Annotated in this window: 17 protein-coding genes; 15 read left to right on the top strand and 2 right to left on the bottom strand. The window is 41.1% G+C overall.

Features of this window, described 5'->3' with window-relative positions; translation table 11 throughout:
• Window positions 1–122: 122 nt before the first annotated feature.
• The 7 genes from ACIQCE_RS12345 to yajC all read left to right on the top strand — a co-directional run bounded on the left by ACIQCE_RS12345 (window position 123) and on the right by yajC (window position 5,137).
• Window positions 123–623 (top strand): BofC C-terminal domain-containing protein, encoded by a 501-nt coding sequence (locus tag ACIQCE_RS12345; RefSeq protein WP_400495340.1) that lies wholly within the window; start codon window positions 123–125, stop codon window positions 621–623.
• 150 nt (window positions 624–773) lie between these two features.
• Entirely contained in the window at window positions 774–1,376 is a 603-nt protein-coding gene (ruvA, locus tag ACIQCE_RS12340) for a Holliday junction branch migration protein RuvA (RefSeq protein ID WP_400495239.1), read from the top strand.
• Window positions 1,377–1,387: 11 nt separating this feature from the next.
• Window positions 1,388–2,392 carry a Holliday junction branch migration DNA helicase RuvB gene (gene ruvB, locus ACIQCE_RS12335; RefSeq protein WP_400495238.1) on the top strand — a complete coding sequence of 335 codons (1,005 nt, stop codon included), beginning with the start codon at window positions 1,388–1,390 and terminating at the stop codon, window positions 2,390–2,392.
• A complete protein-coding gene (locus ACIQCE_RS12330) occupies window positions 2,385–2,585 on the top strand; it encodes a DUF2905 domain-containing protein (protein ID WP_353855084.1) in 201 nt (66 codons plus the stop codon). The genes ruvB and ACIQCE_RS12330 overlap by 8 nt, the downstream gene beginning before the upstream one ends.
• Before the next feature lie 34 nt (window positions 2,586–2,619).
• Window positions 2,620–3,648: a tRNA preQ1(34) S-adenosylmethionine ribosyltransferase-isomerase QueA gene (gene queA / locus ACIQCE_RS12325; protein ID WP_400495237.1), complete on the top strand. Its 1,029-nt coding sequence runs from the start codon at window positions 2,620–2,622 to the stop codon at window positions 3,646–3,648.
• 30 nt (window positions 3,649–3,678) lie between these two features.
• Window positions 3,679–4,824, top strand: a complete 1,146-nt coding sequence (gene tgt / locus ACIQCE_RS12320; protein WP_400495236.1) for a tRNA guanosine(34) transglycosylase Tgt — start codon at window positions 3,679–3,681, stop codon at window positions 4,822–4,824.
• Window positions 4,825–4,870: 46 nt separating this feature from the next.
• Entirely contained in the window at window positions 4,871–5,137 is a 267-nt protein-coding gene (yajC, locus tag ACIQCE_RS12315; RefSeq protein WP_353855087.1) for a preprotein translocase subunit YajC, read from the top strand.
• Window positions 5,138–5,185: 48 nt separating this feature from the next.
• Here the strand turns inward: yajC and ACIQCE_RS12310 are convergent, their stop codons facing one another.
• Window positions 5,186–5,563, bottom strand: a complete 378-nt coding sequence (locus tag ACIQCE_RS12310; RefSeq protein ID WP_353855088.1) for a TIGR04086 family membrane protein — start codon at window positions 5,561–5,563, stop codon at window positions 5,186–5,188.
• 167 nt (window positions 5,564–5,730) lie between these two features.
• On the opposite strand from ACIQCE_RS12310, the gene ACIQCE_RS12305 reads away from it, so the two are divergent.
• Window positions 5,731–6,393, top strand: a complete 663-nt coding sequence (locus ACIQCE_RS12305) for a DUF421 domain-containing protein (RefSeq protein ID WP_400495235.1) — start codon at window positions 5,731–5,733, stop codon at window positions 6,391–6,393.
• 2 nt (window positions 6,394–6,395) lie between these two features.
• On the opposite strand, the gene spoVB is transcribed toward ACIQCE_RS12305, so the two are convergent.
• Window positions 6,396–7,946: a stage V sporulation protein B gene (spoVB, locus tag ACIQCE_RS12300; RefSeq protein ID WP_400495234.1), complete on the bottom strand. Its 1,551-nt coding sequence runs from the start codon at window positions 7,944–7,946 to the stop codon at window positions 6,396–6,398.
• A 116-nt stretch (window positions 7,947–8,062) separates the two neighbouring features.
• Between spoVB and ACIQCE_RS12295 the strand changes: the two genes are divergently transcribed.
• The 7 genes from ACIQCE_RS12295 to ACIQCE_RS12265 all read left to right on the top strand — a co-directional run bounded on the left by ACIQCE_RS12295 (window position 8,063) and on the right by ACIQCE_RS12265 (window position 17,205).
• Entirely contained in the window at window positions 8,063–8,359 is a 297-nt protein-coding gene (locus tag ACIQCE_RS12295; protein ID WP_400495233.1) for a post-transcriptional regulator, read from the top strand.
• A gap of 35 nt (window positions 8,360–8,394) precedes the next feature.
• Window positions 8,395–10,623 carry a protein translocase subunit SecDF gene (secDF, locus tag ACIQCE_RS12290; RefSeq protein WP_400495232.1) on the top strand — a complete coding sequence of 743 codons (2,229 nt, stop codon included), beginning with the start codon at window positions 8,395–8,397 and terminating at the stop codon, window positions 10,621–10,623.
• A 329-nt stretch (window positions 10,624–10,952) separates the two neighbouring features.
• A complete protein-coding gene (locus tag ACIQCE_RS12285) occupies window positions 10,953–11,441 on the top strand; it encodes a cation:proton antiporter regulatory subunit (RefSeq protein WP_400495231.1) in 489 nt (162 codons plus the stop codon).
• 101 nt (window positions 11,442–11,542) lie between these two features.
• Complete coding sequence (locus tag ACIQCE_RS12280) at window positions 11,543–11,902, top strand: LapA family protein (RefSeq protein WP_400495230.1); 360 nt, start codon at window positions 11,543–11,545, stop codon at window positions 11,900–11,902.
• Window positions 11,903–11,982: 80 nt separating this feature from the next.
• Window positions 11,983–14,316 carry a single-stranded-DNA-specific exonuclease RecJ gene (gene recJ, locus ACIQCE_RS12275; RefSeq protein WP_400495229.1) on the top strand — a complete coding sequence of 778 codons (2,334 nt, stop codon included), beginning with the start codon at window positions 11,983–11,985 and terminating at the stop codon, window positions 14,314–14,316.
• A 23-nt stretch (window positions 14,317–14,339) separates the two neighbouring features.
• Window positions 14,340–14,852 (top strand): adenine phosphoribosyltransferase, encoded by a 513-nt coding sequence (locus ACIQCE_RS12270; RefSeq protein WP_353855096.1) that lies wholly within the window; start codon window positions 14,340–14,342, stop codon window positions 14,850–14,852.
• 142 nt (window positions 14,853–14,994) lie between these two features.
• A complete protein-coding gene (locus ACIQCE_RS12265; protein WP_353855097.1) occupies window positions 14,995–17,205 on the top strand; it encodes a RelA/SpoT family protein in 2,211 nt (736 codons plus the stop codon).
• Window positions 17,206–17,219 lie beyond the last annotated feature (14 nt).

The following is a 17,219-nucleotide window of genomic DNA, read 5'->3' as shown; positions in this document are numbered from 1 at the left end:
AATGAATTACTCTTAAAAGAACCAGTTCATTCGATTTGGTTAATGTATAGAAAAATGGGTCAAACTACATATGTCATGAATCGATCTCATGTTCTAAAGAGGTGTAAATATTGAAAGTGAATATGAAATGTTTTCTCACAGGACTCATAATGACAAGTATACTTTTCTTCGCAACGGATATGGAAGGAAAAGAACACTTGCAAAGGCAACCAAAAACAATGACCGTTCAGCTTGAAAAAGTATATTTAGACGGTGATGTGAGTATTGAAAGACATCAAACATCATTGGAAAAAAGAGAAACATTTTGGAAGCAATATAAAGGCTGGACATTGGTCGAACAAAGAGCAGATTTTGCCCTTTTTAGAAAACAAATGGATGATATCTCTCCTTTAAGTAAAGCGAACGGATATATCGGATTATCAGAAGGCGGTGTCATTTCAACGTTTCATGGAAGGCCAGATGTCTGGGCGGAGCCTGTTCATCTTTTTTTTCAAATTGATACGTCCCGTTTAGAAAGTCATGTTGAGGAGCAGTTGCAAAATGGCATTCCTTTTCGCACAAAAGATGAATTTGAGCATGTGCTTGAGGTGATGAAGCCTTATCGAAATGAAATCTCATATTAGAGAGGGAAAAACAGCTTGCTGATGTGAAGACCGCAAGCTGTTTTTCTTGGATCTTTTTCAAAAAGGTTTTGAGCGAACATATGTTAACTTTTATTGCGGTTTTCTCTTCGTTTTATGTTACAATGAAGAACAGTCAAAGAGGTGAAATCGGTGATAGAGTTTGTGAAAGGGACCATTGATTATGTATGCCCTCAATATGTTGTTATTGAAAACGGCGGCGTAGGATATCAAGTGTATACCCCAAACCCGTTTGTCTTTAAAGTGAAAAAACAAGAAACCATTTATACGTATCATTACATAAAGGAAGACGCTTTTTCGTTATATGGATTTTCGACAAGAGCAGAAAAAGCGTTGTTTACAAAATTGTTAAATGTGACAGGTATTGGACCAAAGGGTGCACTTGCGATTCTTGCTTCCGGAGATCCTGGATCTGTCATTTCAGCGATAGAACGTGAGGACGAAGCCTTCCTCATTAAATTCCCTGGCGTTGGCAAAAAAACAGCGCGACAGATCATTCTTGATCTCAAAGGGAAGCTTGCTGATGTGGTGCCGGAAATGATTGGCAACTTGTTTAACCACGAGGACCATATCAAGAGGGAGGAACAAACAGCACTAGATGAAGCACTTGAAGCCTTAGGTGTCCTTGGATATGGCGATCGTGAAATTAAAAAAGTCCTTCCATTATTGAAAGAAGAGAAGAATTTGACAACCGATCAATATGTAAAAAAAGCTTTACAAAAAATGTTGAAATAAGGTGATGTCTCATGGATGAACGGCTCGTCTCAACTGAAGCAGAAAACCATGAATCAGCCATTGAGCAAAGTCTGCGACCACAGACACTTAGCCAGTATATTGGTCAGCAAAAAGTAAAGGATAACCTCAGTGTATTTATCGAAGCTGCCCGAATGAGGCAGGAAACGCTAGATCACGTCCTTTTATACGGACCGCCTGGACTTGGGAAAACTACGCTTGCGTCTATCATTGCAAATGAAATGAATGTACAGTTGCGTACGACATCTGGACCTGCCATCGAGCGTCCTGGTGATTTGGCAGCCATCTTGACTTCACTTGAACCTGGTGACGTTCTTTTTATTGATGAAATACATCGTCTCCAGCGTTCCATAGAAGAAGTGCTGTATCCAGCGATGGAAGACTTCTGTCTAGACATCGTTATTGGAAAAGGAGATACAGCACGTTCTGTTCGGCTTGATTTACCACCATTTACACTTGTGGGCGCAACGACACGTGTCGGACTTTTAACTGCACCGCTTCGAGACAGGTTTGGCGTACATGCAAGATTGGAATACTATGAGCAAAGAGATTTAGCGCATATCGTTGCACGAACAGCAGAGTTATTTGATATCGGTATTGACATTCGCTCAGCTGAAGAGATTGCGAGACGTTCTAGGGGAACACCGAGGGTAGCCAATCGTTTGCTGAGAAGGGTCAGAGATTTTGCGCAGGTGCTTGGAAATCATGTCATCACACAGGACATTGCAGAAGATGCACTTGAACGTCTTCAAGTCGATCGCCTTGGGTTAGACCATATTGACCATAAGTTGCTTTTAAGTATGATTGAGAAGTTTAGAGGCGGTCCTGTTGGACTTGATACGATCTCAGCGACGATTGGAGAAGAATCACATACGATTGAGGATGTGTACGAACCGTATCTACTGCAAATTGGGTTCCTGCAAAGAACACCGAGAGGGCGGATCGTCACAAGAGAAGCGTATGAACACTTTCAAATGGAGGGTCCTGCTTGTGACTGAATTTCCTAAAATATTGATGATCTTAGGTGGCGTCCTTTTTGCCGCAGGTCTTATGTTTCAATTGGTTGGAAAGCTTCCCGGTGATATTTTTGTGAAAAAAGGGAATGTGACGTTCTTTTTTCCTGTTATTACGTGTATTGTCATTAGCATTGTGCTAACCATTTTATTGAATATATTTGGACGGATGAAATAACATTAACTAGTTAACTACAGAATAGGTGAAGGAAATGAAATTAGAACTATTTGATTTTGATTTACCAGAAAGATTGATTGCACAGGTCCCGCTTGAAAAGCGAGATGCATCAAGACTGATGGTATTAAATAAAGAAACAGGTGCGATCACACACGCAACATTTTCGCAGATTACTGATTATTTTCACAAGGGTGATTGTCTCGTCTTAAATAACACACGTGTGTTGCCTGCACGGCTGTTCGGTACAAAGGAAGATACAGGTGCAAAAGTGGAAGTTCTTCTGCTAACACAGGAGGAAGGGGATACATGGGAGACGCTTGTGAAACCAGCGAAACGTGTGAAAAAAGGAACAGTCATCACATTTGGTGATGGGCGTTTAAAAGCGGTTTGTACGGAGGAATTGGAACATGGCGGAAGAAAAGTCGAATTCCAGTATACAGGTATTTTTTATGAAGTGCTTGAATCGCTTGGAGAAATGCCACTTCCGCCTTATATTAAGGAGCAGCTTGACGATCGTGAACGCTATCAAACGGTATATTCTAAAGAGGTTGGTTCTGCGGCTGCACCTACTGCTGGTCTTCACTTTACAACAGAACTACTAGATGCTTTAAGAGCAAAGGGCGTCCATATCGCTTTTATCACCCTGCATGTAGGGCTTGGAACTTTTCGCCCAGTCAGTGCTGAGCACATTGAAGAACATGAAATGCATGCAGAGTTTTACGAGATGAATGAAGAAACGGCTGAAGTACTCAATCGAGTCCGCAAAGAAGGAGGCCGCATAATATCGGTTGGAACCACTTCGACAAGAACACTTGAAACCATTGCAAGTGCGCATGATGGTGTGTTTCACGCATCAAGCGGCTGGACATCTATCTTTATTTATCCTGGCTATACGTTTCGGGCAATCGACGGAATGATTACCAACTTCCATCTGCCGAAGTCCTCCTTAATTATGCTCGTCAGTGCGTTAGCTGGACGAGAGCATGTGTTGCATGCTTACAATGAAGCAGTGAAAGAGGAGTATCGATTCTTCAGTTTTGGCGATGCCATGCTGATTCAATAAAATCATACATCAAAGACAGGAGGGCTCATTTTGTCGCAAATACCGATACGTTATGAGTTCATGAAAACATGCAAACAAACAGGTGCGCGTCTTGGGCGAGTTCATACACCGCACGGCTCCTTTGAAACGCCTGTGTTTATGCCAGTAGGTACACTTGCTACAGTGAAAACAATGGCGCCTGAAGAGCTAAAAGCGATGGATGCAGGCATTATTTTAAGTAACACTTATCATCTATGGCTTCGCCCAGGCCATGACATTGTGAAAGAGGCAGGTGGCCTGCACAAGTTTATGAACTGGGATCGCGCTATTCTCACTGATTCTGGCGGGTTCCAAGTCTTTTCTCTCAGTGAATTTAGAAAGATTGAAGAAGAAGGTGTTCACTTCCGTCATCACTTAAACGGAGATAAGCTATTTCTTTCTCCTGAAAAAGCGATGGAGATTCAAAATGCGCTCGGATCTGATATTATGATGGCATTTGATGAATGTCCACCATATCCAGCTGAATACGATTATATGAAACGATCTGTTGAACGGACAAGCAGGTGGGCAGAGCGCTGCTTGACAGCACACCAACGTCCAGAGGACCAAGGGCTGTTTGGTATTGTCCAAGGAGGAGAATACGAAGAGCTTCGTAAACAAAGTGCGAAAGATCTTGTTTCACTTGATTTCCCTGGATATGCTATTGGAGGATTATCAGTAGGTGAACCAAAAGATGTGATGAACCGTGTACTCGAATTCACAACCCCATTTTTGCCAGCAGATAAGCCAAGATATTTAATGGGCGTAGGCTCACCAGATTCATTGATTGATGGAGCCATTCGCGGCGTAGACATGTTTGACTGTGTACTGCCAACGAGGATTGCAAGAAATGGTACGCTCATGACAAGTGAAGGACGACTTGTCGTGAAAAATGCAAAATATGCACGTGATTTCAGACCAATTGATGAGAATTGTGATTGTTATACGTGCAAAAACTATACACGTGCATATATTAGACACTTAATCCGTACGAATGAAACTTTTGGTATTCGATTAACAACTTATCATAATCTTCATTTTCTGTTAAAATTAATGGAGCAAGTGAGAGAAGCTATCCGTGAGGATCGTTTAGGTGATTTTAAAGAAGAGTTTTTTGAGCGTTACGGTTTCAACAAACCGAATGCAAAAAACTTTTAACGCATAAACGAAGGCTTTACAATCATTTAGAAAGGGGTGAGATAAAATGGATGGTGGTATGGGTTCAATCATTATGATTGTTGTCATGTTTGCTGTGCTTTATTTCTTGTTAATCCGTCCACAGCAAAAGCAACAAAAAGCTGTGCGTCAGATGCAGCAATCATTATCAAAAGGCGATAAAATCGTCACAATCGGAGGCTTACACGGTGAGATCGACTCAATCGATGAATCAAAAGTGGTCATCAAAACGAGCGAAAACAACCGTTTAACTTTCGACCGTCGTGCTATTAGAGAATTAGTTGATAAAGGCTAATCCTTCAATACATAGCAATAGAAAAAGAGCGAATTGTACGCTCTTTTTTTATTTGCCTCGAAGATTGACGCCGATCATTCCGCCCAGCATGCAAATACCTAAAAAGGCGGCATGATATATCAATTGTTCTGGTGAAAAGGTTTCTCCAAATCCTAAATACTGAAATAAGAAGACAGTAAGAGAAAAAATAAAAGAAGTCATGGCGCCAATGAGCCAGCCTCGCTCCTTCGCTTTTCCCCCCGAAATGATTCCTCCTAGAAAAAGCGCTGCAAAGGACAATATCATAATCATCCATGTAAACGACGATTCCTGCATACTTGTAAAGGTGAGCAAGAGTGACACAAGTAAACTTGTGACAATCATTATTACAAAAATGGCAACTAAGCCTGATAAAATTCCTTTTCCTATCTGTTTTGTTTCCTGCATTTGATTCGTCTCCTCTCCAATTAACAGAAGCCTGTCTTTTTACTAAAATGTATTCATCTCGGAGGAAAAATAGACATGTTTCTCTGCATAAAAACACTGGCTTTCTTTTCTACATAAATAAAGTGTTTTGACACAAGCTATAGTGGAAGAAGGAGGATGCGACCAACATGCAGGACATCTTACTCATCTCAATTCGGACGATCATTCTATATTTTCTCATATGGTTTATCTTTCGTTTAATGGGAAAAAGGGAAATTGGAGAGCTTAGTATTTTAGATCTTGTCATTTTTATGATGATCGCTGAAATTGCGGTGCTAGCTATAGAAGAAGTAGAGGATCACATGTTACATACAATTTGGCCGATTCTGCTTTTAACGATCCTTCAAATGACACTTGCCTATCTCTCATTAAAGTTTCAAAGCATACGGCGTTTTCTTGATGGCAAGCCCTCATTGATCATAATTAATGGAAAGATCGATGAGGGAGCAATGAGAAAACAGCGATACAACTTTGATGATCTGATGTTACAGCTTAGAGAAAATAACATAGATAGTATTCAGGATGTATCCTATGCGATATTAGAACCCTCAGGAAAGCTATCTGTCGTAGAAAAAGAAAACAAACGCAAACATGCAGCACTTGAGCTTCCTCTCATTGCAGACGGTGTGGTTCAACATGACCATCTCAAACAAATCAATAAAAATGAACAGTGGCTGAGAGATGAACTTGCTAAAAGAGGGTATCACCAACTTGATGAGGTATCATTTTGCAGCTTTAATCAAAAGACATTTTATATTGACTTGAAAGATGAAGTGAGAAAGAAGAGCTGAAGTTAGAACAGCCTCCCTATGAACGGAATGCGGCGCAGCTCTTCTCGCGTAATGAGGCCAAGACAGATTAATAGAATGACATACAGCATGCATGTCATGGCAATGAGCATCACAAGCTCTAAAGGGGCTGAAAAAACTCCATTTACCTGATGCTTCAGCCACATACTGACTCCCCCTGTACCTAAAATCACAAAGACGCAAGTGCCATATTCTCTAAGAGGTAAATGAATGGGCAAAACCTTTCCGACAGTTGCCGCATGGAGTAATGTGACGAGCACGATGCCAATTAGTATCGCAAGTGCAGCCCCCATAATGCCGAAGCTTGGCTGAGAAGCAAGGATAAAGATCATGCCTGTTTTAACAACTGCCCCAATCAAACTGTTTGTCATCGCTGCACCGGCTAAATTTAATGCTTGGAGAACCGCTTGCAAAGGTCCTTGAAAATAATAAAGAAGAAAAAAAGGGGCCATGAACTTCACATAGATCGCTGCATGCGATGAGCCATACATCATTATGGTTAAGTCCTCTGCATAAACAAAGAGAATAATGCATGACATCCCTCCGCTTAGTAAACAAAGGCGCATCGCCTGCTTCAGCCGGTATTCCACCGTTTTGCGTTTGTTTTGCTCCATTCCTTCACTGATTGCTGGGACGAGGGCTGTGGATAGAGAATACGTAATAAAACTTGGGAGTGTTAGAAGGGTGAGCGCAAGTCCAGTCAATTCTCCGTACTGTCTAGTGGCTTCAACGGCTGCATATCCGGCAATGGCAAGGCTTTGTGCGACAACTATGGGCTCTAAAAACCAAGAAATATTGCCAATAAAGCGGCTCCCTGTTGTAGGCAAGGCAATGTTCATTAGTTGCTTAAACGTGTCCTTCCCGTCATGAATAGCCTGAAAGAATTGCTTTCGAATACGGATCGTTTTTTTATAACGAAAGGCGATCATGAGGTAAGCCAGTGAAATCATCTCTCCAATGACAGATGAAATCATCGCACCAGCTGCCGCATATTCAATGCCATAAGGAAGGAAAGCCGTTGTACATATGGCCACAAGTGAAATTCTTGCCACCTGTTCCAGCACCTGAGATATTGCAAGTGGGCTCATCTGCTGTCTGCCTTGGAAGTAGCCTCGCAATACACTGGATATGGCAATAATCGGCACAACCGGTGTAATAGCAAGCAGTGGATACACAGTTCTAGGATCTGTCAGCATCTTTTCTGCCATAATAGGGGCAAACCACAAAAAGAGCGGTGTGAAAATCAGGCTGAGTGTTCCTGTGATCGCAAGTGATATGACCAGAATGCGTTTTGTTTTTTGTTTGTCACCCCGCGCTTCTGCCTCTGCGACAAGCTTACTGATTGCGACAGGCAATCCAAATTGTGTCAAAGTAACGGCAAGAAAAAAGGTTGGCGCTGCCATCATATAAAGTCCGACACCTTCTTCGCCAATGAACCTTGCAATCACAATTCGATTCACAAAACCCAATACTCTAGTGATAAAACCGGCTAAAATTAAAATAATCGTTCCTCTTAAAAACGTTTGCTTCGTCAAATCACAGATCACCTGCCTTCTCAAACGACATAGAATCATATACAATAAGATATGCGTGTATATCGTCCAAGCATGACAAGTCTCTCGATAAAAAAATGAAAAGGGGGAGCCTTACATTGGAACAACATCCGGCTGCTATATACAAAGATCATTTAAAGCCTTTTCTGGTCAGTAAGCTTGAAGAATTCATCATTTTGGGTTATAAAGATGTAGATTTAGAGGAATTATGGTCATACTTAGAGAAAAAGAAGTGGAAGAAAAAACGAGAGTATTCGATTCATGAATTGGCCACAGATATTTTATCTGTGAAGATTGGCGAATTTATGAACTATGCAACCGTTCAGTCGTTTAAAACGTCTGCTATTTTAGGCAGTGAAGATGGCAAGAATATGCTAGATGAACTGTTGAAATAAGCCATGGATTCAGGTGTTTAAGGAGGAAATACATAATGAAAAAAGGGCGCATTCTTGCGTTTTTCTTAGTGGTTCTGTTAATTGGAACGATTGTGGGCTATCTGACAAAGCCTGTTGCGAATAATATTACACTAGGGCTGGATTTACAAGGTGGATTTGAAGTCCTATATGATGTGCACCCAGTGAAAAAAGGTGACAAGATCACAAATGGTGTTCTTGTCAGTACCGTTGAGGCTTTAAACCGCAGAGCCAATGTGCTTGGTGTAAGTGAGCCGAATATCTCAATTGAAGGCAATAACCGAATCCGTGTTCAGCTCGCGGGAGTAAAAGATCAAAACAGGGCAAGGGAGATTCTTTCAACTGAAGCGCAGCTTTCCTTCAGAGATACGAATGATAAAGAGCTCCTTAATGGATCGGATCTTGTAGAAAACGGTGCAAAGCAGACATTCAATCAAACGAATGAACCGATTGTCACTGTAAAACTAAAAGATGCGAAAAAATTTGGTGACGTGACGAAAAAAGTGGCGGCCATGGCGCCGAATAATCAGCTTGTCATTTGGCTTGATTACCATAAAGGCGATTCCTTCAAAAAAGAAGTCACAAAAGCACATCATAAGTATGTGTCTGCTCCTAATGTCAATCAAGAAATTAACAGCAGTGACGTACAAATTGAAGGAAACTTTACTGTCCAAGAAGCAAAAGACCTTGCGAGCATTTTAAATGCTGGGGCATTGCCAGTGAAATTAACTGAAAAATATTCAACATCTGTGAGTGCACAATTTGGTGAACAGGCACTGAAAGAAACGGTGTTTGCAGGAATTGTAGGAATTGCAATTATCTTCTTATTTATGTTGCTCTACTATCGACTGCCTGGTCTTGTTGCTATTATTACGCTGTCTGCATACATCTATATTACCTTGCAAGTGTTTGACTGGATGGGTGCGGTGATGACACTCCCTGGAATTGCAGCACTGATTCTTGGTGTAGGAATGGCTGTTGATGCGAACATTATCACATATGAGCGGATAAAAGAGGAGCTCAAGCTCGGTAAATCTGTCCGTTCTGCTTTCAGGGCAGGGAACCGCAGATCATTTGCGACCATCTTTGATGCCAACTTGACGAGTATTATTGCAGGGGGCGTACTCTTTTTCTTTGGTACAAGCTCTGTCAAAGGATTTGCAACGATGCTGATCCTATCAATCTTAACAAGCTTTATCACAGCTGTATTCCTATCAAGGTTCTTGCTTGGATTGCTTGTTGAAAGTCGTGCTCTTGATCGTAAAAAAGGCTGGTTTGGTGTTCGTAAAAAGGACATGATCGACATCCACGAAACAACGGAACATACCGAACCGAAAACACCATTTGATAAATGGGATTTTGTCAGCAAACGAAAAGGCTTTATGATCTTTTCAGCGACTGTCACCATCGCTGGTATCATTGTTCTTTCTATTTTCAAGCTCAATGCTGGTATTGACTTTGCCAGTGGGACAAGAATTGATATTCAAAGCGATCATAAGCTATCCACCACACAAATTGAGCAAGACTTTAAAAAGCTAGATCTTGATACAGATAGCGTTGTATTATCTGGTCAAAAAGAGAATCAGGCAGCGGCCCGATTTGTCGGTGTGCCTAATAAAGAAAAGATTGCAGAAGTGAAAGATTACTTCAAAGATAAATACGGCACAGAACCGAATGTAAGTACTGTTTCTCCGACTGTCGGAAAAGAACTTGCTCGTAATGCTTTATATGCTGTCATTATTGCTTCAATCGGGATCATTTTGTATGTATCCTTCCGTTTTGAATATAAAATGGCGATTGCATCCATCATTTCTCTGCTATACGATGCATTCTTTATTGTCGCCTTCTTTAGTATTACGCGGTTAGAGGTAGATGTTACCTTCATTGCGGCCATACTTACGGTCATAGGATACTCCATCAATGACACGATCGTAACTTTCGACAGGGTCCGTGAACAAATGAAGAAACGCAAACCGAAAACCATTGAAGATTTATCATATATTGTGAACTTAAGTTTACAGCAAACCTTTACGCGATCTGTCAATACAGTGCTCACTGTACTTGTTGTTGTGATCGCATTGCTTATCTTTGGATCAGCATCTATTGCGAACTTCTCCATTGCCTTGCTTGTCGGATTATTAACAGGGGTGTATTCATCTCTTTATATTGCAGCGCAAATTTGGCTTATATGGAAAGGTCGTGAGCTGAAGAAACCAGCTAAGATAGAAACAGAACAAGATATTTGATCTTCAAAGGCTGCCTTATGGCAGTCTCAGCGTGTAGACAACCCCTTGCATTCGTTGTCAGATCCTTAAGCGCTGGTGCTCACGAATATTTCATTCGCTCCGCACAAGTAGATCGGGTCTTCCTAGACTACAAGGGTTTTCAAATACACGCTGAAAAGATGACAAAGGGCTAAAATGCTTTTTATTTTAGCCCTTTTTCTTTTTTCAAAAATAATTTCAGGTTTCGTTGATCTTGTAATGGTCTTTTGCTATAATGGCATACGTTTAGATCAGTATAGAAAGCAAGTGTCCATATGAGGCATTTCGCTTTATTCATTGGAGGGGCTGTTATGAAGGTTCGGGAAACTGAACTGCCAGGTATCGGTCACAAAACCGAAATGATCACAAGAAATAATGAAAAACTTGCCATCATTACACATGATGACGGTAGAAGAGAAATGTATCATTTCCAAGAGGACGATCACGAAGAATGCATCTCTGGCATCTTGTTGAACGATGAGGAAGCAAGACAAATCTCAGCTATTTTAGGCGGCATGGTGTATAAACCAAAGGCACTTGAAACGGTTGAGGTGGCAATTGATGAGCTCATGATTGAATGGTTCAAGATTGAAAAGAACGCACCAGCTGTTCAGCAGACGATTGGAGACCTCAATGTTCACCAAAATGATCAAGTAACAGTCATCGCCATTGTGAAAAAATCACATGAGAAGATGTTAAACCCAGGACCAGAAACGGTCATTGAAGAAGGGGATACCCTTGTCATTTCTGGAGAAAGAAAAGAATTAAAGAATCTCATTAAAGAAAAACTCAGCAGCTAATCGTTCCCTTGCTGACAGAATCTCTTCCGCTGTTGTCTTTCCGTGTTTAAAAAGGATAGAGAATAGGGAAGAATAAAAGAAAAAGCTTGGGGGAAATGTAGATGAATAAACAACAATGGACCATTATACTAGCATTTATTTTTGTATTAATTGTCTCAGTATTTGCTGTGATTAATGTCCGACCTGTGCAAGTAGACTACTTATTTGGAACGGCTGAATGGCCGCTGATCCTCGTCATTATTGTCTCCGTTCTTATGGGCGGCTTAATTGTGGCTTTTGGAGGAATTTTTCAGATTTTTAAGCTCAAGCGTGAACTAAAAGCGTTAAAAGCTGAGCATGTAGCCGCTTCAACAGCCGCAGCTACTTCTACAAAAAAGTTGGACAAAGATACTCAAAAGAAATCAAATGTCACATCTTCTTTAAAAGAACAGACGGCTTCTTTTGACCAAAAGGAAAAGTAATTATCCAGCACAATTCATAAAATAAAAATTGAAACCCCTCAGTCCACTCTAGTATAATAGTGTGGTTGAGGGGTGAATTTATGTTATTATCCAAAATGCGCTGGGAATATGAACATCCAAGCGAAGAAAAAGTGAAATCACTCTCTGAAAATCTGAATATTTCAGCGCTGACTGCAACGCTTCTTGTAAAAAGAGGACTCGAAGAAGTAGATGAAGCGAGGTCTTTTTTATTTGATCAAAAAGCGGATTTTCATGATCCATTTTTATTAAAAGGCATGAAAGAAGCAGTAGAGCGCATCAATAAAGCGATCGAAGAGCAGGAATCGATCGTGATCTTCGGAGACTATGATGCAGATGGTGTGACCAGTACGTCTGTGCTATTACATACATTAAAAGAGCGATCAGCGAAAGTGGATTTTTATATTCCAGATCGATTTAAGGAAGGCTATGGGCCCAATGAACAGGCCTTTCGATATATCAAGGAGCAGGGGGCATCGCTTGTGATCACGGTCGATACAGGCATTGCCGCTGTAAAGGAAGCACGTATTGCAAAGGAAATTGGACTAGATTTAATCATCACAGATCATCATGAACCAGGCGAAGAACTGCCTGAGGCGCTTGCCATCGTCCACCCAAAACAGCCTGGCTGCGTGTATCCGTTTAAAGAGCTGGCAGGAGTTGGTGTGGCCTTTAAGGTGGCTCATGCCCTTCTTGGCGAAGTGCCGGCTCAGCTATTAGATCTTGTAGCCATTGGAACGATTGCTGACCTTGTACCGCTACATGATGAAAATAGATGGCTGGCTAAAAAGGGGATCGTGCAGTTGCGTAAGTCCAACAGACCGGGGCTTAAAGCTTTAATGAAAGAAGCAGGAGTCTCTCTTGAAGAAGCAGACGAAGATACCATTGGCTTTCAAATAGCACCAAGAATTAATGCGGTTGGACGCATTGAACAAGCAGACCAAGCTGTCCATCTGCTGATGACAGAGGATATGGACGAAGCAGAAGAGCTGGCTCGTTTTGTACAAGAGCTCAACAAAGAACGTCAAAAAATCGTGAGTACAATCACAGAAGAAGCCATTCAGATGGTAGAAGCTGATGAGGGCGACCAATCTGCGATCGTTGTGGCCAAGGCTGGCTGGAATCCAGGTGTTGTTGGGATTGTTGCCTCTAAATTGACCGATAAATTTTCTCGCCCAGCGATTGTACTTGGGATTGATGAAGAGACGCAAATGGCGAAAGGATCTGCACGGAGTATTCCGGGATTTGATCTGTTTTTCCATTTGAGCAAATGTCGTGACATCCTGCCGCATTTCGGCGGTCATCCAATGGCAGCAGGCATGACTCTTCAAGCAGATGATGTTCCATTACTTAGAGAAAGACTGAACCAATATGCAAATGAGGCGTTGACAGAGGAAGATTTTATTCCGATTCAGCGGGTCGATGCTATTTGTAAAGTGGACGAAATTACAGTTCAAGCCATTGAAGAAGTCAGCATGCTGTCACCATTTGGCATGCACAATCCAAAGCCGTTTATTATGATTAAAGATGCCAAGCTGGAAGAGATAAGAACAATCGGTGCGAATCATCATCATATTAAAATGGCGCTTAAAGACGAAGACACACTTCTTGATTGTGTCGGTTTTCATCAAGGTGAATTAAAGGATGAGATTGTACCAGGAACTCACATTTCTGTGATCGGTGAAGTATCGATTAATGAATGGAACAATCGAAAAAAACCGCAGCTCATGTTAAAAGATGCCCGAGTAGATGAATGGCAGTTATTTGATTTGCGCGGCAAAAAAGATTGGGAAAAGAAAGTGTCAGCGCTCGATCCAGAGAAGCGTCTTGTATTTTGTTTTAATGAAGAAACAAAGCATGACGCTGATCTACTAAATGTCCCCTTAAGCCTTGTTAATGGAGAAAATGTCTCAACGTTTGATTTGAATGACAAGTATGTGGTGCTGACCGATTTTCCGGCGGATACACACATACTCAAGCAGCTATTAGAAGATCAAAAACCAGCACGAATCTATACGATATTTCAAAGGAAAGAAGATCACTTTATGTCGTCTTTCCCATCTCGTGATCAATTCAAATGGTTTTATGGTTTCTTATTGAAACGGGGAAGTTTCCATCTCAAAGAACAAGGAATGGAGCTAGCCAAACATAGAGGGTGGACAAAAGATACAATCATTTTTATGACAAAGGTGTTTTTTGAGCTCGGTTTTGTTAAAATAGAGAATGGTGTGCTGTCAATAGTCCTTGATGCCCCTAAAAAAGAATTAACGGCATCAGCGTCCTATACAGCAAAACAACGATTGATGGAACTTGATCAAACATTAACATATTCCTCAGCCAAAGAGCTGAAGGAATGGCTAAATAGCATGATGAGCGAAGTCTCACCTGTGCTTTGACGTACGAGGAGGATAAGGAAAAGATGGATTTAAAACAATATGTGACGGTTGTACCTGACTACCCAAAGGAAGGCGTACAATTTAAAGATATTACAACGTTAATGGATAAAGGCGAAGTGTATCGTTACGCAACGGATCAAATCGTTGAATATGCGAAGGAAAGAGACATTGATCTCATTGTCGGACCTGAAGCACGAGGATTCATTATCGGCTGCCCTGTGGCATATGCACTTGGTGTAGGTTTTGCTCCAGTTCGTAAAGAAGGGAAACTTCCTCGTGAAGTCATTAAAGTAGAGTACGGCTTAGAATACGGTAAAGATGTGTTAACGATTCATAAAGATGCGATTCGTCCTGGTCAGCGTGTATTAATTACAGATGATTTACTTGCAACGGGCGGAACAATTGAAGCATCCATTAAGCTTGTAGAAGAATTAGGCGGCGTTGTTGCTGGGCTCGCATTCTTAATTGAGTTGACGTATCTTGACGGTAGAAAGAAGCTAGACGGCTACGACATCTTGACGTTAATGCAATACTAATGAGGTTTTACGCAAAAAGCACTCAGTAAGAAGGGTGCTTTTTTCCTATCAACATTTTTTTAGTGGTCTTCTTCTCTTTACATCTATCGATTTTTTCTTGATAATAAACTACAATACAGTTTTCATTTAAAAAGGTGATTCCATGGCGAACGAACAAGTTTTAACAGCGCAGCAGGTCATAGATAAGGCACGAGAATACCTGTCTGCAGAACATATTCAATTTATAGAACGTGCATATGAATTTGCTGAGAATGCACACAGAGAGCAATACCGGAAATCCGGTGAGCCTTATATTATCCATCCTATTCAAGTGGCGGGTATCCTCGTTGATCTTGAAATGGATCCATCGACCATTGCTGGCGGCTTCTTGCACGATGTGGTAGAGGATACAGAAGTGACATTACAGGATTTAAAAGAGCATTTTAACGAAGAAGTTGCCATGCTTGTTGATGGTGTGACAAAGCTCGGGAAGATTAAATATAAATCACAGGAAGAGCAGCAGGCAGAAAACCATCGCAAAATGTTCGTGGCAATGGCACAGGATATTCGTGTCATCTTAATAAAGTTGGCAGACCGTCTTCACAATATGAGAACACTCAAGCACCTTCCACAGGAAAAGCAGCGAAGAATTTCAAATGAAACCCTCGAAATCTTTGCGCCGCTTGCGCATAGATTAGGGATTTCAAAAATTAAGTGGGAGCTGGAAGATACAGCGCTTCGCTATTTAAATCCGCAACAATATTACCGGATTGTGAATCTGATGAAACGTAAAAGAGCCGAGCGTGAGAAATATTTGGACGAGGTCGTCAATGAAGTGAAAGACCGTGTGTCCGAAGTGAACATTAAGGCTGAATTTTCCGGCAGACCGAAACATATTTACAGCATTTATCGAAAAATGGTTTTGCAAAATAAGCAATTCAATGAAATTTATGATTTGTTGGCTGTTCGTATTTTGGTTGACAGCATTAAGGATTGCTATGCCGTTCTTGGGATTATTCATACATGCTGGAAGCCGATGCCGGGCAGATTCAAAGATTATATTGCAATGCCAAAGCCAAACATGTATCAATCCCTTCATACGACAGTGATCGGTCCAAAAGGAGATCCGCTCGAGGTGCAAATCCGTACATTTGAAATGCATGAAATTGCAGAATATGGGATTGCGGCTCATTGGGCATATAAAGAAGGCAAAGAGTCAGCAGAATCAACTGAAGAAGCGGTTTTCCAAAAGAAACTGTCTTGGTTTAGAGAAATCCTTGAGTTCCAAAATGAATCCACAGATGCGGAAGAGTTTATGGAATCTTTAAAAATCGATCTCTTTTCTGATATGGTCTTTGTGTTTACTCCAAAAGGAGACGTCATTGAACTGCCTTCTGGATCTGTGCCAATTGATTTTTCATATCGTATTCACTCGGAAATTGGGAATAAAACGATAGGTGCAAAGGTCAATGGCAAGATGGTCACTCTCGACCATAAGCTGAAAACAGGCGACATCATTGAAATTTTGACATCAAAGCATAGCTATGGACCAAGTCAAGATTGGATAAAGCTTGCCCAAACTTCTCAAGCGAAGCACAAGATTAGACAGTTTTTCAAAAAGCAGCGGCGTGAAGAAAATGTAGAAAAAGGACGAGAGCTCATTGAGAAAGAAATTAAAAACCTTGAGTTTGATGTCAAAGATATTCTCACAGCTGAAAATCTTCAAAAAGTAGCCGATAAATTTAATTTTTCAAATGAAGAGGACATGTATGCTGCTGTTGGATATAACGGAATTACTGCACTCCAAGTAGCAAACCGTTTAACTGAAAAAGAAAGAAAACAAAGAGATCAGGAAGAACAGGAAAAAACGGTCCAAGAAGTTACGGTGGAGCCGAAGCCGTATCACAGGAAAAAACGTGAAGCAGGCGTCAGAGTCAAGGGAATTGATAACTTGCTCGTCCGCTTATCAAAGTGCTGCAACCCTGTTCCTGGCGATAGCATTGTTGGGTTTATTACAAAAGGTCGAGGTGTTTCTGTTCACCGTGAGGACTGTCCTAATGTAGGAACAGGAGAAGCAAAGGAACGTTTAATCCCAGTGGAGTGGGAGCATGATCAACCTGCCCAAAACCGTAAAGAATACAATGTGGAAATTGAAATATTGGGATATGACAGACGTGGTTTACTCAATGAGGTCCTTCAAGCAGTCAATGAGACAAAAACGAACATTTCATCTGTTTCTGGGAAGTCTGATCGTAATAAAGTAGCTACTATTCATATGGCGATCTTTATTCAAAATATCAACCATTTGCACAAAGTAGTGGAACGTATCAAACAAATCAAAGACATTTACTCTGTTCGCCGATTTATGAATTAGAAAGGAAGTATACC

The sequence above is a fragment of the Bacillus sp. NPDC093026 genome (assembly GCF_044754665.1).
GTDB classification, from domain to species: Bacteria; Bacillota; Bacilli; order Bacillales; family Bacillaceae; genus Bacillus; species Bacillus maqinnsis.
Note: the sequence above shows the minus strand (reverse complement) of the source record. Positions and strands in the feature narration are given on the sequence as shown.

Coding starts and splice junctions, on each gene's coding strand:
- ACIQCE_RS12270 (WP_353855096.1), top strand. CDS start 14,340: ATGGATTTAAAACAATATGTGACGGTTGTACCTGACTACCCAAAGGAA.
- ACIQCE_RS12265 (WP_353855097.1), top strand. CDS start 14,995: ATGGCGAACGAACAAGTTTTAACAGCGCAGCAGGTCATAGATAAGGCA.
- ACIQCE_RS12310 (WP_353855088.1), bottom strand. CDS start 5,563: ATGCAGGAAACAAAACAGATAGGAAAAGGAATTTTATCAGGCTTAGTT.
- ACIQCE_RS12345 (WP_400495340.1), top strand. CDS start 123: ATGAAATGTTTTCTCACAGGACTCATAATGACAAGTATACTTTTCTTC.
- ACIQCE_RS12305 (WP_400495235.1), top strand. CDS start 5,731: ATGCAGGACATCTTACTCATCTCAATTCGGACGATCATTCTATATTTT.
- ACIQCE_RS12280 (WP_400495230.1), top strand. CDS start 11,543: ATGAATAAACAACAATGGACCATTATACTAGCATTTATTTTTGTATTA.
- secDF (WP_400495232.1), top strand. CDS start 8,395: ATGAAAAAAGGGCGCATTCTTGCGTTTTTCTTAGTGGTTCTGTTAATT.
- ACIQCE_RS12285 (WP_400495231.1), top strand. CDS start 10,953: ATGAAGGTTCGGGAAACTGAACTGCCAGGTATCGGTCACAAAACCGAA.
- recJ (WP_400495229.1), top strand. CDS start 11,983: ATGTTATTATCCAAAATGCGCTGGGAATATGAACATCCAAGCGAAGAA.
- ruvB (WP_400495238.1), top strand. CDS start 1,388: ATGGATGAACGGCTCGTCTCAACTGAAGCAGAAAACCATGAATCAGCC.
- yajC (WP_353855087.1), top strand. CDS start 4,871: ATGGATGGTGGTATGGGTTCAATCATTATGATTGTTGTCATGTTTGCT.
- queA (WP_400495237.1), top strand. CDS start 2,620: ATGAAATTAGAACTATTTGATTTTGATTTACCAGAAAGATTGATTGCA.